The sequence below is a fragment of the Pseudomonas sp. R37(2017) genome (assembly GCF_002113375.1).
GTDB lineage: Bacteria > Pseudomonadota > Gammaproteobacteria > Pseudomonadales > Pseudomonadaceae > Aquipseudomonas.
This window is the reverse complement of the sequence record NZ_NEHO01000014.1, coordinates 20,713-44,301: the sequence shown is the minus strand read 5'-3', so window position 1 is coordinate 44,301 and position 23,589 is coordinate 20,713. Positions and strand designations below refer to the sequence as shown.

Annotated in this window: 18 protein-coding genes and 1 pseudogene; 6 read left to right on the top strand and 13 right to left on the bottom strand. The window is 60.8% G+C overall.

Going from position 1 to position 23,589, the window contains the following annotated elements; translation table 11 throughout:
* On the bottom strand, positions 1–729 hold the full coding sequence (locus CAG47_RS20605) for a class II aldolase and adducin N-terminal domain-containing protein (protein WP_085726812.1): 729 nt from the start codon (positions 727–729) through the stop codon (positions 1–3).
* Between the two features lie 203 nt (positions 730–932).
* Here CAG47_RS20605 and CAG47_RS20600 point away from each other — a divergent pair, with 203 nt between their 5' ends.
* The 4 genes from CAG47_RS20600 to CAG47_RS20585 all read left to right on the top strand — a co-directional run bounded on the left by CAG47_RS20600 (position 933) and on the right by CAG47_RS20585 (position 6,390).
* Positions 933–2,411 carry an aldehyde dehydrogenase family protein gene (locus CAG47_RS20600; RefSeq protein WP_085726810.1) on the top strand — a complete coding sequence of 493 codons (1,479 nt, stop codon included), beginning with the start codon at positions 933–935 and terminating at the stop codon, positions 2,409–2,411.
* A 96-nt stretch (positions 2,412–2,507) separates the two neighbouring features.
* Positions 2,508–3,443: a choline ABC transporter substrate-binding protein gene (locus CAG47_RS20595; protein WP_085726807.1), complete on the top strand. Its 936-nt coding sequence runs from the start codon at positions 2,508–2,510 to the stop codon at positions 3,441–3,443.
* A gap of 236 nt (positions 3,444–3,679) precedes the next feature.
* Entirely contained in the window at positions 3,680–4,801 is a 1,122-nt protein-coding gene (locus CAG47_RS20590) for an HlyD family secretion protein (RefSeq protein WP_085726805.1), read from the top strand.
* Positions 4,798–6,390: a DHA2 family efflux MFS transporter permease subunit gene (locus tag CAG47_RS20585; protein ID WP_085726803.1), complete on the top strand. Its 1,593-nt coding sequence runs from the start codon at positions 4,798–4,800 to the stop codon at positions 6,388–6,390. Before CAG47_RS20590 ends, CAG47_RS20585 begins: the two co-directional genes overlap by 4 nt.
* Positions 6,391–6,402: 12 nt before the next feature.
* On the opposite strand, the gene CAG47_RS20580 is transcribed toward CAG47_RS20585, so the two are convergent.
* The 5 genes from CAG47_RS20580 to CAG47_RS20560 form a co-directional block, all read right to left on the bottom strand.
* Positions 6,403–6,843, bottom strand: a complete 441-nt coding sequence (locus CAG47_RS20580) for a carboxymuconolactone decarboxylase family protein (protein ID WP_085726801.1) — start codon at positions 6,841–6,843, stop codon at positions 6,403–6,405.
* A gap of 337 nt (positions 6,844–7,180) precedes the next feature.
* Complete coding sequence (locus CAG47_RS20575) at positions 7,181–8,623, bottom strand: mechanosensitive ion channel domain-containing protein (protein ID WP_085726798.1); 1,443 nt, start codon at positions 8,621–8,623, stop codon at positions 7,181–7,183.
* 228 nt (positions 8,624–8,851) lie between these two features.
* Complete coding sequence (ycaC, locus tag CAG47_RS20570) at positions 8,852–9,478, bottom strand: isochorismate family cysteine hydrolase YcaC (RefSeq protein WP_085726796.1); 627 nt, start codon at positions 9,476–9,478, stop codon at positions 8,852–8,854.
* 57 nt (positions 9,479–9,535) lie between these two features.
* Positions 9,536–10,219, bottom strand: coding sequence for an isochorismatase family protein (locus tag CAG47_RS20565; protein WP_085726794.1), 684 nt, complete (start codon positions 10,217–10,219; stop codon positions 9,536–9,538).
* 96 nt (positions 10,220–10,315) lie between these two features.
* Positions 10,316–11,182, bottom strand: a complete 867-nt coding sequence (locus tag CAG47_RS20560) for a pirin family protein (protein WP_085726792.1) — start codon at positions 11,180–11,182, stop codon at positions 10,316–10,318.
* A 104-nt stretch (positions 11,183–11,286) separates the two neighbouring features.
* Between CAG47_RS20560 and CAG47_RS20555 the strand changes: the two genes are divergently transcribed.
* Together CAG47_RS20555 and dkgB are read left to right on the top strand one after the other, a co-directional pair.
* A complete protein-coding gene (locus CAG47_RS20555) occupies positions 11,287–12,195 on the top strand; it encodes a LysR family transcriptional regulator (protein ID WP_085726790.1) in 909 nt (302 codons plus the stop codon).
* A 233-nt stretch (positions 12,196–12,428) separates the two neighbouring features.
* A complete protein-coding gene (gene dkgB, locus CAG47_RS20550) occupies positions 12,429–13,232 on the top strand; it encodes a 2,5-didehydrogluconate reductase DkgB (protein WP_085726788.1) in 804 nt (267 codons plus the stop codon).
* A gap of 3 nt (positions 13,233–13,235) precedes the next feature.
* Here the strand turns inward: dkgB and CAG47_RS20545 are convergent, their stop codons facing one another.
* From CAG47_RS20545 to CAG47_RS20515, 7 genes and pseudogenes are all read right to left on the bottom strand, one after another.
* Positions 13,236–16,457 carry a transporter substrate-binding domain-containing protein gene (locus tag CAG47_RS20545; RefSeq protein ID WP_085726784.1) on the bottom strand — a complete coding sequence of 1,074 codons (3,222 nt, stop codon included), beginning with the start codon at positions 16,455–16,457 and terminating at the stop codon, positions 13,236–13,238.
* Entirely contained in the window at positions 16,458–17,084 is a 627-nt protein-coding gene (locus CAG47_RS20540) for a response regulator transcription factor (RefSeq protein ID WP_085726782.1), read from the bottom strand.
* Positions 17,085–17,192: 108 nt separating this feature from the next.
* Complete coding sequence (locus CAG47_RS20535) at positions 17,193–17,594, bottom strand: chemotaxis protein CheY (RefSeq protein ID WP_085726780.1); 402 nt, start codon at positions 17,592–17,594, stop codon at positions 17,193–17,195.
* A gap of 127 nt (positions 17,595–17,721) precedes the next feature.
* Positions 17,722–17,835, bottom strand: a pseudogene (locus CAG47_RS20530) (MgtC/SapB family protein); the annotation flags it as partial.
* 163 nt (positions 17,836–17,998) lie between these two features.
* Positions 17,999–20,713: a magnesium-translocating P-type ATPase gene (mgtA, locus tag CAG47_RS20525; protein WP_085726778.1), complete on the bottom strand. Its 2,715-nt coding sequence runs from the start codon at positions 20,711–20,713 to the stop codon at positions 17,999–18,001.
* Positions 20,714–21,284: 571 nt separating this feature from the next.
* A complete protein-coding gene (locus CAG47_RS20520; RefSeq protein WP_085726776.1) occupies positions 21,285–22,631 on the bottom strand; it encodes a lysine N(6)-hydroxylase/L-ornithine N(5)-oxygenase family protein in 1,347 nt (448 codons plus the stop codon).
* A 133-nt stretch (positions 22,632–22,764) separates the two neighbouring features.
* On the bottom strand, positions 22,765–23,247 hold the full coding sequence (locus CAG47_RS20515; RefSeq protein ID WP_085726774.1) for a sigma-70 family RNA polymerase sigma factor: 483 nt from the start codon (positions 23,245–23,247) through the stop codon (positions 22,765–22,767).
* Positions 23,248–23,589 lie beyond the last annotated feature (342 nt).

The following is a 23,589-nucleotide window of genomic DNA, read 5'->3' as shown; positions in this document are numbered from 1 at the left end:
TCAATCGCGATATTCGGGCTCCTCTTCGTCGAGAATCCCCAGCAGCGCATTGAAATGCTTGTCGGCAAAGCCCGGATAGTCGAGCCATTGCCGGCAGGTCTTGCGGGCGATGGCGTCGCTGGCGATGCGTAACTCGCGGCCGGTTGAAAGTACGGTGATGTAGGTCTCGCACGCGCGTTCGAAGTAATACAGATCATCGAACGCCTGAGCGATACTCGGTGCCGCCACCAGCACGCCGTGATTGCCCATCAGCAGGATCGGCTTGTCCCCCAGCAGACGGCTGACCCGTTCGGCCTCGTCCCCCAGGCCCATGCCGTCGAAGCCTTCATCGATCACCACCCGCTCGAAAAAACGCATGCAGTTCTGCTCGATCGGCGGCAGGCGCGAATCCGCGAGACACGCCAAAGCCGTCGCATATTTCGAATGGGTGTGCAGGATGCAACGGGCATGGGGTTGATTGCGGTGCAAGGCGCTGTGCAAGGCCCAGGCGGTGATGTCCGGGGCGTCCGGGCGGTCGAGGCTGGTGGGGTCGTCGGCGTTGACCAGCAACAGGTCGCTGGATCTGATCCGCGAGAAGTGCTTGCCATAGGGGTTGATCAGAAACTCCCGGCCATCCCCCGACACCGCCACGCTGAAGTGATTGGCTATGGACTCGTGCAGGTTCAACCGCGCAGCCCAGCGAAACGCGCAGGCCAGGCGGACTCTCAGTTGCTCCACAGATTGACTCATTCGGGTGCTCCAGGGCAGTTGATCGATTGCCTGGCAGTGTAGAGAGATGCTGTGCGCGCACTTGACGGGAAACGGCATGGGCTGCCGTTATCGCGCAGCGCTTTGAGCGTGAAAAAACGGCGCGCTTATGCCGCGTTTAATCAAGAGCAGCCCTGCCCACACCGCCATAGTGACGGCCACGACCCACTTGGCGGGAGACGCCCATGCTGCAGATTCGTTTATTCATTGCCGGAAATTGGCACGCACCACAGGCACAGCAGTATCGCGATGTGATCAACCCCGCCACCGAAGAAGTGCTGGCAGAGGTGGCCGTCGCCGATGCCGTAGACGCGCAACAGGCGATCGACGCTGCGCGCCGGGCATTCGATGAGGGGCCCTGGCCAACGATGGCGGTGACCGAGCGCGCGCGACTGCTGCAGAAAATCGCCGGGCTGATCGAACAGGACGCCGAACACCTGGCCCGCCTGGAAACCCTCAATGCCGGCAAAACCCTGGGCGAAAGCCTGGGGGATATCGACAATGTGGTGGCGACTTTCCGCTACTACGCCGCCTTGCTGGAAAGCGAAAGCGCCAGCGTCAACAGCCACGCCCCGGCCCATGTGATCAGCTTCAACCAGCGCGAACCGGTGGGCGTGTGCGCCTTGATCGCGCCGTGGAATTACCCGCTACTGCAAGCGGCATGGAAAATCGCCCCGGCCCTGGCCGCCGGCAATACCGTGGTGTTCAAGCCCAGCAGCCTGACGCCGATGACGGCCCATCGCCTGACCACCCTGCTGGTACAAGCCGGATTGCCCGACGGTGTGTTCAATCTATTGTGCGGCGAAGGGGATGTCGGCGAAGCGCTCGCTGCAAGTCATGAGGTGGATCTGGTGTCGCTGACCGGCGGCGCCGTTGCCGGCGGCAAAGTGATGCGCGCCGCCAGCGGCAACTTCAAGCGCGTGGCCCTGGAACTGGGCGGCAAGAATCCGAACATTGTGTTCGCCGACGCCGATTTCGAGGTAGCGCTGGATCAGGCGCTGAACGCGGTGTTTTTCAATGCAGGGCAAATCTGCTCGGCCGGTTCGCGATTGCTGGTCGAAGACAGCATCCATGAACGCTTTGTCGAGGCCTTGCAGCAGCGGGTCCTGAAGATTCGCCTGGGTAATGGGCTGGATCAGTCGACGCAGATGGGGCCGGTGATTTCCGCCGGTCATCGCGACCAGATCCTGACGATGATCGCCGGGGCCATCGAACAGGGCGCGAGCCTGCTGGCGGGAGGGACTGTCCCTGCACAGTTCGAACGCGGCTTCTGGTTGTCGCCCACCCTGCTCGGCAACGTCACCGCCGACATGCGCATCGCCAGGGAAGAAATCTTCGGCCCGGTGATCACCGTCGAGCGCTTCAGCGACGAAGCCCAGGCCCTGCGACTGGCCAATGACACGCCTTACGGCCTCGCGGCCGGGGTGTGGACCCGCGACATCGGCAAGGCGCATCGCATGGCCAGGCGCCTTCGAGTCGGCACTCTGTGGATCAACGACTACAACGCCGCCTTTCCCCAGGCGCCATGGGGCGGCTACAAGTCCAGCGGCATCGGCCGCGAACTGTCCCGGGCCGGGCTGGATGAGTTCACCGAACTCAAGCACATCTACCTCAACACCGAACCGGCGGCGCAGAACTGGTTTGGTGTCGAGCAGCCGGGTTGAAAGCACCAAACCGTGGTGAGGTTCACTGATTTCAAAACAACCAGAAAAGCGAACACCCCAAACCGCTGCCGACCTTGACCTTCGAGGAATTGCCCCATGAAAGCCTTGCTCTTGCTCGCCTCCTTCAGCCTGCCCTTGCTCGCCCAGGCCGCGGAACCGCAATCCTGCGCCACGGTGCGCTTCTCCGACGTCGGCTGGACCGACATCAGCGTGACCACCGCCGTCGTCAGCGAAGTGCTGGAATCGCTGGGCTACAAGACCAGGACCACCCTGCTGTCGATCCCGGTGACCTACCGCTCCCTGGCATCCGGCAAGGAGCTGGACGTGTTCCTCGGCAACTGGATGCCCACCACCGAAAACGATATCAGGCCCTACCGCGACGCTGGCACCGTGGAAACCGTACGCGCCAATCTGCATGGCGCCAAATACACCCTGGCAGTGCCCGAGTATGTGTACGACGCCGGCCTGCACGACTTCGCCGATATCGCCAGATTCAAGGACAAGCTCAATGGCCAGCTCTACGGCATCGAGCCGGGCAACGACGGCAACCGACTGATCCAGTCCATGATCGACAAGAATGCCTTCGGCCTGAAGGACTTCAAGATCGTCGAATCCAGCGAAGCGGCGATGCTCTCGCAACTCAAGCGCGCCACACGCAAGAACGAATGGATGGTGTTCCTGGGCTGGGAACCGCACCCGATGAACACCCGCAACAGGATGAAGTACCTCAGCGGCGGCGACGACTACTTCGGCCCCAACTACGGCCAGGCCACGGTCTACACCAATGTGCGCAAGGGTTACCTCTCCGAATGCAGCAACGTCGGCAAACTCCTGCAAAACATGGAGTTCAGCCTGACCATGGAAAACCAGTTGATGGACGCGGTACTCAACCAGAACCTGAAACCGCGAGCGGCGGCCAAGGCCTGGTTGAAGGCCAATCCACAAGTGCTCGAGGCCTGGCTGGCCGGTGTCAGCGGCCGCGATGGCCAGGATGGACTGGCGATGGTCAGTACAGGGTTGGCGAGTCAATAACAGACGACAAAATGCCCTGTAGGAGCGAGCATGCTCGCGATGGCGGTGTGTCAGGCGCCATCATTGTTGACTGGACGGTCGCAATCGCGAGCATGCTCGCTCCTACAGTGATTTTCTAGCCCATTCCCTCGGACCAAACCACCTGACGACCGGCAGCAAAAACCATTTGCCACAAAATATTACATGCGTCATATTATGATCATCATAATCAACCGCCGCCCCGCAGGTATCCCGCCATGACCAGCATGTCCACCGTAGAACCCGACCTGGACGCCCCGGTGCAACCGGCAAAACGCCCCCTGCTCAAACGCCTGCTCCTGCCAACCATGGGCATCGCGGCGCTGGTGCTGGCCGGTGTGTACGGCGCGCATTGGTGGAGCGCGGGGCGTTTCATCGAAGAAACCGACGACGCCTACATCGGCGGCGATGTAACGGTGATCGGACCGAAAGTGGCGGGCTATATCGACGAAGTGCTGGTGACCGACAACCAGAAGGTCAAGGCCGGCGACGTGCTGATCCGTCTCGATTCGCGCGATTACCGGGCCAACCTGGCCAAGGCCGAAGGCGCGGTGGCCGCCCAGGAAGCCTTGCTGGCCAACCTTGATGCCACCGAACAACTGCAACAGGCCGTGATCGGCCAGGCTCGCGCCGGCATCGATGCCGCCGGTGCCGAAGCCGCCCGTTCTCGGGATGACGATGCCCGCTACAGGAAACTGGTGACCACCAGCGCCGTCTCGGTGGAAAGCGCCCAGCGGGCCAATGCCACGTTCAAGACCGCCCAGGCCCAGAGCAACCGCGCCCAGGCTGAACTGCTGGCCGCGCAACGCCAATTGAATGTGATCGACACCCAGAAACAACAGGCCCGGGCCGCCTTGATCCAGGCCAGGGCCGAGCGCGATCTGGCGCAATTGAATGTCGGCTACACCGAACTGAAGGCTCCGGTTGACGGGGTGATCGGCAATCGCCGCGCCCGGGTCGGCGCCTATGCCCAGGCCGGGTCGCAATTGCTCTCGGTGGTGCCGGCCAGCGGATTGTGGGTCGATGCCAACTTCAAGGAAGACCAGTTGGCGCACATGGTGCCGGGGCAACGGGTGGTGATCCGTGCCGACGTGCTGTCGGGGCAGGAATTCCACGGTCACCTGGACAGCCTCGCCCCCGCCAGCGGCTCGCAATTCAGCGTATTGCCACCGGAAAACGCCACCGGCAACTTCACCAAGATCGTGCAGCGGGTGCCGGTGCGGATTCACCTCGACCCGGCCGACAGTGTGCTGGGCCACCTGCGTCCGGGGTTGTCGGTGACCGCTGAAGTGGACACGCGCAAGGAGCCTGCAGCGCCAGTCGTGGCCAGCGCGCCATGAGCCGCGCCCTCGCCGCCCCGGTGCAGCCGTTCAATGCCGCGAACATGGCGACGACGACCAAGGTCTTCGCCTTTGCCAGCATGTGCATCGGCATGTTCATTGCGCTGCTGGATATCCAGATCGTCTCGGCTTCGTTGCGCGACATCGGCGGCGGACTCTCCGCCGGCACCGACGAAACCGCGTGGGTGCAAACCAGTTACCTGATCGCCGAAATCATCGTGATCCCGCTGTCGGGCTGGCTGTCGCGGGTGTTCTCCACGCGTTGGCTGTTTTGCGCATCGGCGGTGGGTTTCACCCTGGCCAGCCTGCTGTGTGGTGTGGCCTGGAACATCCAGAGCATGATTGCCTTCCGCGCCCTGCAAGGCTTTCTGGGCGGCTCGATGATCCCGATGGTGTTCACCACCGCGTTCGTGTTCTTCACCGGCAAGCAACGGGTGATCGCCGCCGCGACCATCGGTGCCGTGGCCTCATTGGCACCGACCCTGGGGCCGGTGATCGGTGGCTGGATCACCGACGTTTCGTCCTGGCACTGGCTGTTCTACATCAACCTGGTCCCCGGCATCTTTGTCGCCGTGGCCGTACCGATGCTGGTGAAAATCGACCAACCGGAACTGTCGCTGCTCAAAGGCGCGGATTATTTGAGCATGGTGTTTCTCGCGCTGTTCCTCGGCTGCCTGGAGTACACCCTGGAGGAAGGCCCGCGCTGGAACTGGTTCAGCGACCGCACCATCCTGACCACCGCGTGGATCAGCGCCCTGGCCGGGCTGGCGTTCATCGGCCGGACCCTGCATGTGGCCAATCCGATTGTCGATTTGCGCGCCTTGAAGGATCGCAACTTCGCCCTCGGTTGTTTTTTCTCGTTCGTCACCGGGATCGGCCTGTTCGCCACCATTTACCTGACGCCGCTGTTTCTCGGTCGGGTGCGTGGCTACGGTGCGCTGGACATTGGTCTGGCGGTTTTCTCCACCGGGGTGTTCCAGATCATGGCGATTCCGCTGTATGCCTTTCTGGCCAACCGCGTCGATCTGCGCTGGATCATGATGACCGGCCTTGGGCTGTTCGCTTTGTCGATGTGGGATTTCAGCCCGATCACCCATGACTGGGGGGCCAGGGAATTGATGCTGCCACAAGCCTTGCGCGGGATTGCCCAGCAGTTGGCAGTACCGCCAGCGGTGACACTGACCCTCGGCGGTCTGGCTCCGGCGCGGCTCAAACATGCGTCAGGGTTGTTCAATCTGATGCGCAACCTCGGCGGAGCCATCGGCATCGCCGCGTGCGCGACCATTCTCAACGACCGCACCAACCTGCATTTCACTCGGTTGGCGGAGAACCTCAACAGCACCAACGAGGCGCTCAACCAATGGCTGTCGCAGGTCGGCACCAACTTCGCCGCCCTCGGCCAGAGCGGTGACGCCGGGGTCACCGCCAGCCTGCATCAACTTTGGTCGCTGACCTACCGCGAAGCCCAGACGCAAACCTATGGCGACGCGTTCTTGATGATCGGGGTGTGCTTCGTCATCGCCACGGCGATGGTGCCCCTGATGCGCAAGGTGCAACCACCGGCTGCGCCGAGTGCCGATGCGCATTGAGGCGTGGGCGGATCAGGCCTGAGGCATTTTGCGAAAGCCGATGGCCAGGCGATTCCAGGCGTTGATGGTAGTGATAGCGACGGTCAGGTCGACCATTTCCCTGGCATCGAACTGGGCGGTAGCCAATTCGTAGTCTTCATCCGGGGCGTGGGTCTGGCTGATCAGGGTCAGGGATTCGGTCCAGGCCAGTGCGGCACGTTCACGCTCGGTGAAGAACGGCGTTTCACGCCAGGCCGACAACGTCGCCAGACGACGCTCGGACTCGCCGTCCTTGCGTGCATCGGCGCTGTGCATGTCCAGGCAGAAGGCGCAGCCGTTGATTTGCGAGGTACGCAGCTTGACCAGTTCGATCAGGCTTTTTTCCAATGGCAGTTTCGAAACGGCGGTTTCCAAAGCGATCATCGCCTTGAGGGCGTCAGGGGATGCGGTGTAGAAATCGATACGGGGTTTCATGGCATGCTCCAGGGCAAGTGGGTGTGCCACTACGTTAGTCCCACGACCGGCCTGCACAAATAGCCAATCTTGCAGAAGTCGAGGAGGCCACTGGCGCGGCCTTCCTGGTTTTCGGTGGTTTCACGCTACGCTTTGGGTGAGTTCACTGCCGTCATCGCGAGCTTGCTCGCTCCTACAGTGATCCGAGCAGTTCGCAGATGTTGCGTACAACCACTCAACCTGTAGGAGCGAGCAAGCTCGCGATGGCGGCGTGTCAGGCGACATTGATCTTGAACGTGCCGGCTTCTTCGCGAGCATGCCGCAAGCGGGCACCCGCTCCTACAGGAAAAGCAGTCATTCACACCCGATTGCGCAACCACTGCAAAAAGCCCTTTTTCGCCGCCGCCACCGGCAGGTCCGCCGTCAGGATTTTCGCTTTTTGCAGGCGGTATTCGAGCAAGGCCTTCATCGCATCGTTGATGTCGTGGCGGGCATCCAGGCACGGCTTGAGGTATGACTTTTCTATGCGGTACAGGCCGCAGGAGGTCTTGGCGGTAAACTGCGCAGGCAGCGCACTGTCGGTGAGGATACCCGCCTCGCCGATCACCTCACCCGGCCCCATGCGCCCGGATTCGTAGGGCGCTCCGTGGCGCATCAAGGTCACCGAGATCACGCCGGACTCGATAATGAACAAGTGATCGCTGACCTCCCCCGCTTCCAGGATCACCTCCCCGGTGCGGAAGGTTTGCAGGGTCATGTTCTGGCTGAACGTGTCTTTCTCTTCCTGACGCAAAGTGGAGAAAAGCGGCGAGCTGTCCAGCAACGCTCGTTTGCGTGTCGAATTGATCGGCGGACTGGGCTCCACGCTCGACAACAAATTGACCCCGGATGCCTGCAAGTGCCGGTAAGCCAGGTCGTATAGATGATTGCGCACCGAGCGTTTCTCGTCCATCGAGGCGACAAAACCGCTGATTTCGTAGACCGCTCCCGTGTTGCTGGCGGTTTTCAGGCCGACGCTTGGCGACGGTGTATCCAGCAACTCCCGGCAACCTTGCATGGCCCGCTCCAACGCGTCGATTACCGTGTTCGGCCTCGCGTGGGGGCTCACTTCCAGGGATACGGATATGCCGAACATGTCGTTCGGCCGGCTGAAATTGATGATCTTGGCCTTGGCGGCCAGGGAGTTGGGGATCACCGCCATGCAGCCCTGGGAGGTTTGCAGGCGCGTGGCGCGCCAGTCGATGTCGATCACCTTGCCCTCCATGCCGTCGATGGAGATGTAGTCATCCAGTTGATAGGGTTTGGTGGTGTTCAACACGATCCCGGAGAACACGTCACTGAGGGTACTTTGCAAGGCCAGACCGACAATGATCGCCAACGCACCGGACGTCGCCAGTACGCCCTTGACCGGCAGGTCGAGTACATAGGCCAGGGCGGCAATCACCGCGATCAGGAAAATCACCGCACCGAGCAGATCCTGGAGCAAGCGTCCGGTATGCCCGACCCGCTGCATCATCACCGCACCGATCAGCACGGTCAGGGTCCGCGCGCCGAACAACCACCAGCCGATCTGCAAGCCGGTGGCGGCCAGATGCAAGGGTACGTTGTCGGCCCAGGGCGGCGGCTCCATCGGGTTCAGGCCTTCGTTGAACAGCAGGAGGCTGAACAACGAAAAAATCACCACCCGCACCAGCAGCCGCCAGGCACTGCCAACGGCGCTGAGCAAGTACCACAACCCAAGATCGATCAGGATCAGCGCCATCGCGCAGATCAGCGGGTGTTCGGTGAGCAAAGACAACATCAAGCAACTCCAGCCAGGGCCAAGAACGCGAAGATCGCATGGATTGGCCATAGTGTAGGAGCAATTGATTTGGCGGGATTGTGCAACCACCACAAAAACAAAGGTGGGAGCGGGCTTGCTCCGGGCGGCGATCCGACGAAGGCGGACTGACAGTCACTGTAACGGTGTCTGTTCTACCGTCTTCGCGAGCAGGCTCGCTCCCACACGGGGGAACGCGTGTTGGCTGGATTACTTGCTGTTGGTCAGCGTGCTGTAGCTGGTCATCAGGTTGCGGTAATCCGGAATATGGTTGGAGAACAGCGTGGCCAACCCTTCGATATCGTTACGCCAGTCGCGGTGCAGCTCGCAGGCCAGACCGAACCAGGTCATCAATTGCGCACCCTGGGCGGTCATGCGGCTCCACGCCGATTCGCGGGTCAGCTCGTTGAAGGTGCCGGACGCGTCGGTGACCACGAACACGTCGAAGCCTTCGGCCAGTGCCGAGAGGGCCGGGAACGCCACGCATACCTCTGTCACCACACCGGCGATGATCAGTTGTTTCTTGCCGGTGGCCTTGACCGCCTTGACGAAATCTTCGTTGTCCCAGGCGTTGATCTGGCCCGGGCGGGCGATGTACGGCGCGTCCGGGAACTGCGCCTTGAGCTCGGGCACCAGCGGGCCGTTGGGACCGGTCTCGAAACTGGTGGTGAGGATGGTCGGCAGCTTGAAGTACTTGGCCAGGTCCGCCAGGGCCAGTACGTTGTTCTTGAATCGATCCGGATCGATGTCGCGTACCAGTGACAGCAGGCCGGCCTGATGATCCACCAACAGAACGGCGGCGTTGTTCTTGTCCAGACGCTTGTAGGAAGTAGTCATTGCAGAAGTCCTCGCAGGTTATCGATGCCGAGTGGATATCGGCGTGGAGGTAAACGGTTAGCGCTGGGAGTCCAGTGCCTCGTGTTCGTTCGCCACTTGCTGGGCCTTGAGGTAGCTCTCGATCAGCAATTGATAATGCGGCATGGCCTGGGCGTAGACAGCGGCCCACTGCTCGGCGTCCGGGCGGTTCCATGAGCCTTGCAGCTCGGATAGCGTAGCCATGATGTCGATCGGCACCACCCCGGCCTGGGACAAACGGGCAACGGTCAGATCAGTGGCCAGTTTCGAGTGATTGCCGGAGGCGTCGACGACCGCAAACACCTTGTAGCCTTCATGCACGGCGGCGATGGACGGGAACGCCAGGCACACACTGGTCAGGGTGCCGGCGATCACCAGGGTCTTCTTGCCGGTGGCTTTGACCGCCGCGTGAAACTCCGGGTTGTCCCAGGCATTGATTTCACCTTTGCGCGCCACGTATTGCGCATGGGGTGCGGCCTGGTGGATTTCCGGGATCAAGGGCCCGTTCGGTCCTTGCGGCACCGAGGCCGTGGTAATCACCGGCATTTTCAGCAAGGTGGCGGCCTTGGCCAGGGCAATGGCGTTGGCGCGCAGTTGGGGCACGTCCATGTCCTTGACGATCTGGAACAGTCCGCTCTGGTGATCGATCAGCAGCATCGCGCTGTCGTTGGGGTCGATGGTGGGTTTCTGGCCGTTGAAGTTGGCCGCGTTGACGGTACTCATGTGCGTCTCCTCTTTCTCTTTTTGCAGGCAACAGCCATCCCTGGCCTCGGACCGGCCTACGCATCCTGTGTAGAGCGGGTTGGTGAAACGAAAAGGTTAAGCGTGCATCCGGCCGAAGCGCCCGGACTGGAAGTCGGCGAAGGCCTGGTGGATTTCCTGTTCGGTGTTCATCACGAACGGCCCGTGACCGACGATCGGCTCGTCGATCGGCTCGCCGCTGAGCAACAGCACCACTGCGTCTTCGCTGGCTTCGAGGGTCATCCGGTCACCCTTGCGATCGAACAGGGCCAGTTGTCCCTGGCGCACCGATTCCAGGCCGTTGACCTGAACCGCGCCGCGCAAGACCACCAGCGCGGTGTTGCGTCCTTCGTGCAGATCCAGCGTGAGCAACTTGCCGGCATTCAAGCGAATGTCCCACACGTCGACCGGTGTGAAGGTGCGCGCCGGGCCCTTGCGACCGTCGAACTCACCGGCGATCAGGCGCAGACTGCCGGCGTTGTCTTTCAAGGCGATGCTCGGGATGTCGCGATCGAGGATCGTCTGGTAGCCAGGGTCGACCATTTTGTCCCTGGCCGGCAGGTTGACCCACAGTTGCACCATCTCCAGGGTGCCACCGCTTTTGGCGAATCCTTCGGAGTGAAACTCTTCATGCAGGATCCCCGAGGCAGCGGTCATCCATTGCACATCGCCCGGGCCGATCTTGCCGCCACTGCCGGTGGAGTCCCGGTGCTCCAGTTCGCCCTTGTAAACGATAGTCACGGTTTCGAAGCCACGATGCGGATGCTGACCAACGCCACGTCGTTCAGTGGTCGGGGTGAATTCGGCGGGACCGGCGTGATCGAGCAGCAGGAACGGACTGATGTGTTTGCCCAGGTTGTCGTAGGAAAACAGCGTGCGAACCGGAAAGCCGTCGCCAACCCAATGGGTCCGTGGACTGGTGTAGATACCGATGATGTTTTTCATGGTGTCTCCTGATGAGGTGAGTGAAGCCATGGACAAAGGTTAAAACCGTGACCTTTGCTGCGCTAGACTGCAAAAATCAGCCTTAGCGTTCTATCTGGAGAACGATGGTGGAAGACCTCAATACCCTCTACTACTTCACCCAGGTGGTGGAACACCACGGTTTCGCGGCGGCCGGCCGGGCACTGGACATGCCCAAGTCCAAGCTCAGCCGACGCATTGCCGAGCTTGAAGAACGCCTCGGCGTGCGCCTGCTGCACCGCACCAGCCGGCATTGCTCATTGACGGAAATCGGCCAGGCCTACTACCAGCGCTGCCTGGCCATGCGGGTGGAGGCGGAAAGCGCCGCCGAACTGATCGAGCGCAACCGCTCCGAGCCCCAGGGCCTGGTGCGTGTCAGTTGCCCGACGGCGCTGCTCAATTCCTGGGTCGGGCCGATGCTGACCCGCTACATGCTCAAGTACCCGCTGGTGGAATTGTTCATCGAGAGCACCAATCGCCGGGTCGACCTGATTCACGAAGGCTTCGACATTGCCCTGCGGGTACGCTTTCCACCGCTGGAAAACACCGACATGGTAATGAAGGTACTGGGCAACAGTACCCAGAGCGTGGTGGGTAGCCCGGCATTTTTATCGCGTCTGTCGACACCGGCCTCCCCGGCCGACCTCAGCGGCTTGCCGAGCCTGCACTGGGGCGCGGCGCAGCGCGATTATCAGTGGGAACTGTTCGGTGCCGATGGCAGCACGGCAATGATCCGGCATGCCCCGCGCATGGTCACCGATGACCTGTTGGCCCTGCGCCATGCGGCGGTCGCCGGGATCGGCATCGTGCACCTGCCCAGTGTCGTGGTGCGCGATGAAATCGCTGCCGGGCAACTGGTGGAACTGGTGCCGGGCTGGACACCGAAGAGCGGTATCATCCATGCGATCTTTCCCTCGCGCCGAGGCTTGCTGCCATCGGTGCGCACGTTGATCGATTTTCTCGGGGAGGAATTCAGTCGCAGTGATATTGCTTGAGAGCAGCTGCAAGCTTTCAGCGGCAAGCGGCAAGCGGCAAGCGGCAAGCGGCAAGTCGAATGGGACAAGGCTTTGGACCGAGTTGCCACCTTCGCGAGCAGACACCATCAACCTGTGTTCCTGTCCCGATTCTTGATTTTCGGTAAACATTGCTTTGCCGCTCCAGCGGTTTTTCTCACGGATACAGGCGCGGATACTGCCGCCCATTCCCACTGCAACCCCTGGAGTCATCAATGTCTATTCCCGCCTTCGGTCTGGGTACGTTTCGCCTGCAAGGCCAGGTGGTCATCGATTCGGTGAGCACCGCCCTGGCGCTCGGCTACCGGGTGATCGATACCGCGCAAATCTACGAGAACGAAGCCGAAGTCGGCGAAGCCATCGCGGCCAGCGGCATCGCCCGTGACGAACTGTTCATCACGAGCAAGATCTGGGTCGCCAACCTGGCGGGAGATCGTCTGATCGAGAGCCTGAAGGAAAGCCTGCGCAAACTGCAAACCGATTACCTGGACCTGACCCTGATCCACTGGCCTTCGCCGGACGATCAAGTGCCCGTCGCAGAATTCATGGGCGCCCTGCTCGAAGCCAAACGCCTGGGCCTGACCCGGCAGATCGGCGTGTCCAACTTCACCATCGACCTGATGAAGCAAGCGATTGCAGCCATCGGTGCCGAGCACATCGCCACGAACCAGATCGAACTGCACCCGTACCTGCAAAACCGCGAGGTCGCCGCCTTGGCACGCAGCCAGGGCATCGACATCACGTCGTACATGACGCTGGCTTATGGTGAAGTCCTCAAGGACCCGCTCATCCAGCAGATCGCCGAGCGCCTGCAAGCGACACCGGCCCAGGTCACCCTGGCGTGGGCCATGCAATCGGGTTACGCGGTGATCCCGTCGTCCACTCGTCGGGCCAACCTTGAGAGCAACCTGAAGGCTCACGAGCTGAACTTGAGCGACAACGACATGGCCTTGATTGCAACGCTGGATCGCGGCCACCGTTTGACCAGCCCAAAAGGCATCGCGCCGAACTGGGATTGAACCTCAACCCTGCTCCAGACGTTGGCCCAGGCGGGCCATGGCTTGCTGCAACTGGTCGACGGCGTCGTCGATCAGTGCAGCGCGGCCTTCATTGCAGGCGCGCTCCAGTCGTTCGCAACACTCGACCAAGCCAAGCGCTCGCACCATCAGCGCCCCACCCTTGATCCGGTGTGCCAGCACCTGCAACTCCGGGTGATTACCGCCGGCGTGCAACGCCAGCAAATGCACACGGTCCTCGCGGTTGGTCTGCGCCAGATCGAGCATCAGTTGATCGATCAGCTCAGGGTCCGAATCCGCATAGCGTTCCAGCTCGCTCAAATCGAACTCGGCGAAGCCAGGGGCATCGATTGCCGCCGGGGGAGCGCTGGGGAACCACTGGGCCAGCCATGCCTGCAAATCCACCAGGCGAATCGGCTTGAACAGGCAATCGTCCATGCCAGCCGCCCGACAGCGGGCTTTCTCCTCGGCCTGCGCGTTGGCGGTAAAGCCCAGGATCGGCGTCGGTGCCAGCCCCTGCACCCGCTCTTGCTCACGTATCGCACCCGCCAGTTCGTAACCACTGAGCACTGGCATGTTGCAGTCGGTAATGACCAGATCGACCCCGCGCCACTGTTCCAACCCCTGCGCGCCATCTTCAGCCAGCACCACACGATGTCCCAGGTAACTCAGTTGCCGTGAGAGCAACAGGCGATTGGCCGGATAATCGTCGACCACCAATATCGACAACGCCCGGGTCGTGAGCTGCGCCGAGTCCTGAGGCATCCCTTGCACGGGCAACGCTTGCAGGGCGGGCAGCACCAGGCTGATATCCACTCGTGTCCCGCGCCCCAGCTCACTGTCGAGCTGTAACTGGCCGCCCATCGTTTCGCACAGGGTCCGACTGATCACCAGGCCCAGTCCGGAACCTTGCCGGGCGGTCTGCTGACTGTTACCCGCCTGCACGAACGGGCTGAACAGGCGTTGCTGGTCGAACGCACTGATGCCGATGCCGCTGTCTGCAATCTGTACGCTGACGGCCAGATGCGCCGGGGCTTGAGGCCGTGTCCGCAGGGTCAGGCTCACCTGGCCTGCACGGGTGAACTTGATCGCATTGCTCAGCAGATTGGACAGCACCTGTTTGAAACGCGTGGGATCGAGCATCACGTCGCAGTCACTGTGCTCGTCCAGTTCGACCCGCCATTGCAGATTCTTCTGCGTCGCCAGCCCTTCGAAAACCCGGCAGACCGACGTCACCAGCGCGTGCAGATTGACCCGTTCCGGCGTCAGCGACAAATGCCCGGATTCGATCCGCGCGACGTCCAGAATGTCGCCGATCAAATCGAGCAGTTGCTGCCCGGCATTGGATGCCACCTCGATGGCGGCACGGTCGGTCTCCCCCTCGTCGGCCCGCTTCAGCGCCAGTTCGAGCATGCCGATCAATGCGTTCATCGGCGTGCGGATTTCATGGCTCATGGTGGCCAGGAACGTCGTCTTGGCCCGGTTGGCGTCGTCCGCCGCGTCCTTGGCTTCCTGCAATTGCCCGAGCAATTGCTGACGCTGGCGAATCTGACGGCGCTGCCAGACGATCCCGGCCAACGCGAGCAACAGCAAGACACCCGCCACCGCAAACGCCTGCACGATCGCCTGTCGGTGGCGCAGCCAGTAACTCTGCTCGACCATTGAGTCATAGCGCCAGGGTTGGGTCAGCTCGTCAATTTCCTCGGGCGGGATGCTCAGCAGCGCCTTGTCCAGAATCGAATGCAGTTCGGTGGCATCCGGACTGGTTGCCAGGGTGCTGCGGGCGGGATTGGTACCCACCGTACTGGTCACTTGCAAGCGATCGCGATACTGCCGGGATATCAGGTAACGGGCGCTGATCAACGAGTTGATGCCGCCATGGGCCTTGCCCTGGGCGACCATTTCCATGGCGTCCGTCGACAGTGGCGCATCCATCGACTGGATCAGCGGATAGTGCTGGCGAATGTACTCGCCGGCAATGTTGCCCTGGGTCACCGCCAGGGTTTTTCCCGCCATGTCATCCAGCGACCTTGGGCTGTCCGTACCCACACGGGTCACCAGCACCGAAGGACTGCTCAGAAACGCGCGGGTGAACAGCAATTCATCTTCACGCCGGGAACTGAGGCCGATACCGGCCAGCATATCGACCTGCCCGCTCCTGATACCCGTCATCATATCGGACACCGATTTCATGCCCTGGATGTCGAACTGCAGCCCGGTGCGCAAACTGATTTTCGCCAGCACATCGACGCTGATTCCGCGAAACTGACCTTCGCTGTCGATAAATGAAATCGGTGGGATATTTTCGTTGATCGCGACGCTCACCCGCGGGTGGCGTTCGAGCCAGTTTTGTTCGGCCACACTGAACTGCAATGACTGAGTGCCCGGGATAGACGCCCCATTGGCCCCCCAGCGACGCAGGATGTTCATTTGTTTATTGGTGGAGATGGCTGCCAGCGCCTTGTTGACAACGCGCAACAGCACATCGTTGTCGCGGGTCAGCCCAAAGGCAAAACGCCCGGACTCCATGGGCGAGAAGTCCGTCAGTTGCACGTTGTTCAAATAGTTCTTGCTGATCAGATAGTGAGCGTTGATCGCATCACCCAGATAGACATCGGCCTGGCCGAAAGCCACGGCGCCCATCGCCGCCAGTGTCGAGGGAAACAGCTGGACCTGCGCCCTGGAATAGAACTGTTGCACGCTGTCTTCGGGCAAGTAGTGATACAGCATCGCCAGCCGCTGGCCGGTCAGTGTCGGGTCGAGCACCTGAGGGACATCGGTACGCGTGACCAGTACCGGTTGATCGACCGCATACGCGTTGGACAATTGCAATTGTGGATCTTCGGCTTCGAATCGATTGGCCGTTCCCAGCAGGTCTGCCCGCCCTTCCTTGATGGCCTGCACCGCATCGGCCCGCGACGGATAACAGTGAACCTCGATGACGACGTTCAACAATTGCTCGAGCAACCCGGCGTAATCGGCTGTCAGGCCTTCGAACACCTTGCCCGCCGTGTTGAACTCGAAAGGAGGATAGTCCGGCGCCGAGACCGCCAGCACCAATCGACCCTTTTGCCGCAACCAGCGCGACTCGGTATCGGACAACCTGACGCTCATACCCTCGGCAGTCGAGCGCCCCAACAGGGTCAACGACTGTTGCGCGCAGACCGGTGATGCCCATAACAACAGGCCCGTCAGCACCCAACCCGACAATCGTCGCAGAGCGTTCATTCAGATCAGATGGTTGCGCAGGGCGAAATCCCTCAAGTGCACCGACGAACTCACGTTGAGCTTGAGGATGAGCCGGGTCTTGTAGGTACTGACGGTCTTGTAGCTCAGGTGCATGATCTCGGCGATTTCCAGGTTTTTCGAACCCCGGGCCAGGTATTGCAAAATGGTCAGCTCACGATTGGAGAGTTTGTCGATCAACTGCTTTTCACTGCGCTGCAAATCCCCTATCGCCACGGTACTCGAGGGGATCTGGGCGAAGTAAGTGTAGCCGGCCATCACTGAATTCACTGCCGCCTTCAAGTCATCCAGGTCCTTGCTCTTGGAAACATAGGCGACAGCCCCGGCCCGCATGCAGCGGTCCTGATAAAACTGGGCCTCCAGCGAAGTGAACACCACCACGCGACAGGGCGTGTTTTCGGCCTTGATGCGCTCCATCACGTCCAGTCCCGCCACCCCCGGAAGGCCCAGATCAAGCAGCAGAACATCCGGTTTATGCTGCCGGACCAACGACAAGACCTCATCACCACGGGCGGCCTCGTAAATCTGCGTGAACCCTTCGCCCTTGAGTACGAGTTTGATCATGGAGCGAACCACCGGATGATCTTCCACAATCAGTGCTGACTTCATGACTACTCCCGTGCAAAACAACACGATCGGGCAAAAAATGCCTTCCAGGTACCATAGCAGTTGGGCACAACGCTGCGCCTATACGTTTGCATGAAGGGCCGCAAAGAACTACCTGACAGAAATGACAGTTCCGACGAACGGCAACCGACGATCCACGACGCTCATCAACTGCGTGATTGACGCAAGGTCAGGCAGAGCGGCCTGGCTGAGCTGGACTTTGCCCACCACAGGCTGCAACGGCGCCTGCTGTTCATTGAAGATAAACGCGTGATGGACCTGCGGGTTATTGGCAAAGTAATTGAACAGGTCCAGCGCACCGCGGGCCATCGTCTCATTGACGAGCACCAGATCCAGAGGCTCGCAACCGTACTCCACCAGAGGAAGGAGCTCGTCGAGGCTCTGCACCGGCGCCACCCGGAAATAGCCGAGCTGATTGAACAGCCGCTCGATCCGCAGGCGGTTGAAGTGCTCTGCATCGGCGATCAGGATGCGCAAGGATTTGTTCGGCAAGGTGACCTCCAGACGGATGGCGGTTTCAAGAGGTCGCAAAGCCTACGGAACACCCTCATGGGTTTATGTAGGAATATTCCTAAATAGATGCCGTTTAGTCTGACTTTTGCCCGGAAAACCCTGGCCTTTACTCCGTGGTACTCGGACTCCAGAACGCCTGCACCACCAGGGTCGACGTCGAAATCCGTGCCACCAGCGCATCCAGTTCATCACCATCGACCGAGGTGGTCGCCAGGGTTGATGGCTTGCATGATGAATTCCTTGAAAAATACGCAATCCCTGTAGGAGCGGGTGCCCGCTTGCGGCCTGCTCGCGATCGCGGTGTATCAGTTGACCTGGATATCGACTGACACTCAGCCATCGCGAACAGGTTCGCTCCTACCGTGACGGTGTTGTCCGAATGCTTATTGCCAGCCAAACCGGCGAATGTAGAACCCCTTCACCGCCTGGGTCAGCGCCATGTACGCCAGCAGGATCACCGGCAGGAACACGAAGTACAGCGACGGCAACGCCTGCAATTTGAAGTGATGCGCCAGCGGTCCCATCGGCAGGAATATCCCCACGGACATGATCAGCCCCGTCATCACCAGCAATGGCATGGCCGCGCGGCTTTGCAGGAATGGAATCTTCGGCGTGCGGATCATGTGCACGATCAGTGTCTGGGTCAGCAGCCCGACCACGAACCAGCCGGACTGGAACAGGGTCTGGTGATCCGGGGTATTGGCGTCGAAGACGTACCACATCAAGGCGAACGTGCCGATATCGAAGATCGAACTGATCGGTCCGAAAAACAGCATGAAACGCCCGACATCCGCCGGTTGCCAGCGCTGCGGTTGCTTGAGCATTTCGTCATCGACGTTATCGAACGGAATGGCGATCTGCGAAATGTCATAGAGCAGGTTCTGCACCAGCAAGTGCATCGGCAGCATCGGCAAGAACGGAATGAAGGCACTGGCCACCAGCACCGAGAACACATTGCCGAAGTTCGAACTGGCGGTCATCTTGATGTACTTGAGCATGTTGGCGAAGGTCCGGCGACCTTCCAGCACGCCCTCTTCCAGCACCATCAGGCTCTTTTCCAGCAGGATGATGTCGGCCGCTTCCTTGGCGATGTCCACCGCGCTGTCCACCGAAATACCGATGTCGGCGGTGCGCAGCGCCGGGGCGTCGTTGATGCCGTCGCCCATGAAACCGACCACATGACCGTTGCCCTTGAGCAGACGGACGATGCGCTCCTTGTGCGACGGGGTCAGTTTGGCGAAGACGTTGGTGGTCTCCACGGCTTTCGCCAGTTCGGCATCCGTCATGCGCTCGATGTCGTTGCCCATCAGCAGGCCTTGCTGCTCCAGGCCGACTTCGCGGCAGATTTTCGTTGTTACCAGTTCGTTGTCACCGGTCAACACCTTCACCGCCACACCGTGGGCCGCCAATGCCTTGAGGGCCGGAGCGGTGCTTTCCTTCGGCGGATCGAAAAACGCTACGTAGCCGATCAGCGTCAGTGCCTGCTCATCGGCCAGGCTGTAGGTGTCGCGTCCTTCGCTCATCGGCCGTGCCGCTACGGCAACCACTCGTAAGCCTTCGGCGTTGAACGCGGCCGTGACCTGACGGATGCGCGCCAGCAAATCTTCAGTCAAGGCTTCATCGACTTCGCCGTGACGCACCCGCGTGCAGACCGCCAGCACCTCTTCCACTGCGCCCTTGCAGATCAGCAAGTGCGGTTGATCGCGCTCGGCGACCACCACCGACATGCGCCGGCGAGTGAAATCGAACGGGATCTCGTCGACCTTGCGAAAAGCCGTGCCGACTTTCAATTCACGATGGATCTCGACGTGTTCGAGCACAGCCACATCCAGCAGGTTTTTCAGTCCGGTCTGGTAGTAACTGTTGAGGTAGGCCATTTCCAGTACGTCGTCGGAATCCTTGCCCCAGACATCGACGTTGCGCGCCAGGAAAATCCTGTCCTGGGTCAGGGTGCCGGTCTTGTCGGTGCACAACACATCCATGGCGCCGAAGTTCTGGATGGCGTCGAGGCGCTTGACGATGACTTTTTTGCGCGACAGGAACACCGCGCCCTTGGCCAGGGTCGAGGTGACGATCATCGGCAGCATTTCCGGGGTCAGGCCCACGGCGATCGACAAGGCGAACAGCAGCGCTTCGGTCCAGTCACCCTTGGTGAACCCGTTGATGAACAGCACCAGCGGCGCCATCACGAACATGAAGCGGATCAACAGCCAGCTGACTTTGTTGACCCCGGTCTGGAATGAAGTCGGTGCCCGGTCAGTGGCGCCGACCCGCTGGGCCAGGGCACCGAAATAGGTGCTGTTGCCAGTGGCGAGGATCACCGCCATGGCCGTGCCGGACACCACGTTGGTGCCCATGAACAGAATGTTGTCCAGGTCGAGCGGATTGAGCGTGTCGCGGTCCTGCTGGCGAGGGAATTTTTCCACCGGCATCGATTCACCGGTCATCGCCGCCTGGCTGACGAACAGGTCCTTGGCGCTGAGCACCCGGCAATCGGCGGGAATCATGTCCCCGGCTGAAAGCACGATCAGGTCGCCCGGCACCAGTTGCCCGATCGGCGATTCGATCCGCTGCGCGCTATGGTCCTGCGGGTTCCGGCGCATCACCGTGGCGGTGTTGCTGACCATGGCCTTGAGGGCATCGGCGGCCTGGTTGGATTTGGTTTCCTGCCAGAAACGCAGCAAGGTCGAAAGCACCACCATGGAGAAAATCACGATGGCGGCTTGCATGTCTTCGGTCAGCCAGGAGATGACCGCCAGCAGCGTCAGCAGCAGGTTGAACGGATTCCTGTAGCAGTGCCACAGGTGCACCCACCAGGGCAGCGGTTGTTCGTGCTCTACTTCATTGAGACCGAATTGCTCGCGCAAGGCATCGGCTTCGAACTCGCTAAGACCGTCGGTGTGACTGCCCAGGGCGTTGAGCAATTGCCCCGTGTCGCTGCCGGCGGCAGCCACCAGGGTTTGCGCCAGGGTGGGCGGGACTTCACGGCTGACCGTGGTGTCGGTGAAGGTTTCCAGCAACGCCAGACGACGGAAGTGCCGGGCGATGTGGCGGTTACGCAGGAAACCTGCGAAGAGTTCCTTGAGGGTAAGTTTCATGGCTGGTGCCCCTTTGGTCAGCCGGGAAACCGTCGAGCAGGCAAGTCCACGCCGCTGCTGCCGGAACAACCGGCAACGCAAGGCCTGGCGCGCCGGTCACGAATGACAGGCGTGTCGATAGCGCGGCGGCCACGACAAAAAGTCGAAACCACGCACTGTTCAGCGTCGATGAGAGAGACGTCGGGACACAGCCGGGACTGGCCATGATCGGGATGCCGCTGCTCGCTTTTCGGCGAGACAACGGCACAGGAGACTGCGCGTTATCTTGCCGAGAAAATGCCGGTTACCGAGACCGGCCGACAACTGTCACTCGAACAAGTACCCACTGTGGGTCTCCGTAATGGATGAAAACGCGCGAAGCTTACGCCCCGGTTTTTGGAGAGTAAACCCGTTCCAAAAGGTTGCCAGGGGAAATGCGGGGTTCTTCAGGAAGGGTTCAGGATTCAATAATTGCGATGCTTTTTCTGACCCCTTCGCGAGCAGGCTCGCTCCCACAGTAGTCCTGTGAACACAGGTCCATTGTGAGCGAGCTTGCTCCGGGCGGCGATCCGACGAAGGCGGCTTTACTGACTCAACTGGCCGTGGCCAACAACAGATCCACCACCGACCGCCCATGCCCGCGATGCTTGCCATGCTCATACAGTGAAGCGGCAATCTCATCGGCACGGATCGGCAGGATCGACAGCAGGGTATCGCTCAGACCATGGCTGGCCTGGCAGAAGCCCTGCATATAAAGGCCGGCCTTGCAGCGCTCGTCGGTGATCAGTTTGTAATTGCGATCGACCTCGAAATCCCCCAGGTACTCCTCCAGAGGCGCCAGCAGCTTGCGGTGCATCTGCCGCTCGTAGCCGGTGGCCAGGACAACGGCGTCGTAGTGACGTACCGAGACTTCACCCGTGGCATTGTTGCGCAACACCAGTTCGATGCCGCGCTCGCTGCGCTCGCTGGCCGTGGCTTTTTCGACGGTGGTCAGGGTGTGGTACGCATGACGGGCGATGCCCGAGACTTTCTGCCGATAGAAGATGCCGTAGATGCGCTCGATCAGATCGATGTCCACCACCGAATAGTTGGTGTTGTGGTACTCGTTCACCAGTCGCTCGCGCTCGCTGTCGGGCTGCTGGAACACCAGGTCGGTGAACTCCGGCGAGAACACTTCATTGACGAAGGGGCTGTCGTCGGCCGGCTTGAGTGCCGAGCCGCGCAGGATCATGTCCACCTGCACCGACGGGAAGCTGTCGTTCAAATCGATGAAGGCTTCCGCCGCGCTCTGCCCGCCACCGATGATCGCAATGCTCATCGGCTGGTTGTCCACGCATGGCTGTTTGGCCATCTGCGCCAGGTACCGGGAATGGTGGAACACCCGGTCGTCATCCTTGAGCGCCTTGAACACCTCGGGAATACGAGGCGTGCCACCGGCGCTGACCACCACCGAACGGGTGGTGCGCACATGCTGGTGCCCACACGTATCGCGGGAAATCACCCGCAGCGCCTCGACCTGATGGTTGTGCAGCACTGGCTCGATGGTCAGTACTTCCTCGCCGTAACGGCTTTGCGCGGTGAACTGCCCGGCGACCCAGCGCAGGTAGTCGTTGTACTCCATGCGGCACGGATAGAAGGTGCCCAGGTTGATGAAGTCCACCAGGCGCCCGTGGGCCTTGAGGTAATTGACGAACGAATAAGGGCTGGTCGGGTTGCGCAGGGTCACCAGATCCTTGAGGAAGGAAATCTGCAGTTCGCTCTGGGTTACCAGGGTGTTGCCGTGCCAGCGGTAATCGGCCTGCTTGTCGAGAAACAGCACATCCAGGTTGCCCTGACTCGCCCCACGCTCTTGCAGCGCGATGGCCAGCGCCAGGTTCGAGGGGCCGAAACCGACGCCGATCAGGTCGTGAACGAGGGGCGATGCAATTGCCTGTGTCATTTCCAGTGTCCTCTGGATGTTCCCCTCGAAAGCGGGGCATTGAACCTAAGTGACCTGAGCGACCAGGGGCCGCGCAACAGGTCGTCTGTTGAGTAGGAACGAGGACAATGAAAAAAAATTTAGCCGTACGGGCTCAGTGGGCATCCCACTGTCGCATTCGTTTACGGCAATGCTTCATGGCGTTGACAATGTGCTTTTCGACCAGGGCTTTGGAAATACCCAGTTGCCCGGCGATTTCCGAATGGGAAAGGCCCTCGATCTTGCGCAGCAGAAAGCTCTCGCGGCACAGCCGAGGCAGTTCCGCCAAGGCACGCTGGAGCATGTCCAGGCGCTGGCCGTGATCGAGGACCTTGTGCGGCGAAGGCGTGAAGCTACTTTCTTCGCTGTCGAGTACGTCCAGCGGCTCGACGCGCCGCAAGGCACTGCGTCGGTGGTCATCGATGACCAGATTCAAGGCAATGCGATAAAGGAAAGCACGGGGCTGCTCGATCGGCGCATCGCTGGTGCGTTCCAGCACACGCAGATAAGCGTCATGTACCACATCTTCGGCCACCTGGCGGTTGCCCAGCCTGGCGTTCAGGAAACACACCAGCTCGCGATAGTAGTTTTCCAACATGACTCCCGTCCGCACGGGGGTGCGGTTTCTGTCCTTGAGCCGCTTGCGTGACCGCTGAATCACGCAGTGGCACGATAGTGGCAATTTGAGAGGCGTAATTTATAGTAATTCTCATATAGATTTAAAGTGCTGCTTCAACTTGCCTGATAATTTGCTCTGATTCATGTGGGAGCGAGCCTGCTCGCGAAAGCGGAATTGCAGTCGACATCAATGTTGAATGTCAGATCGCGTTCGCGAGCAGGCTCGCTCCCACCGTTTGATTGTGTCGTCGCCTAAATTCTGTGCCCGGCCCATCGTTTACAGGACAGCTCCCCGCCCGCCGCTGAACGACGGGCCGATTTC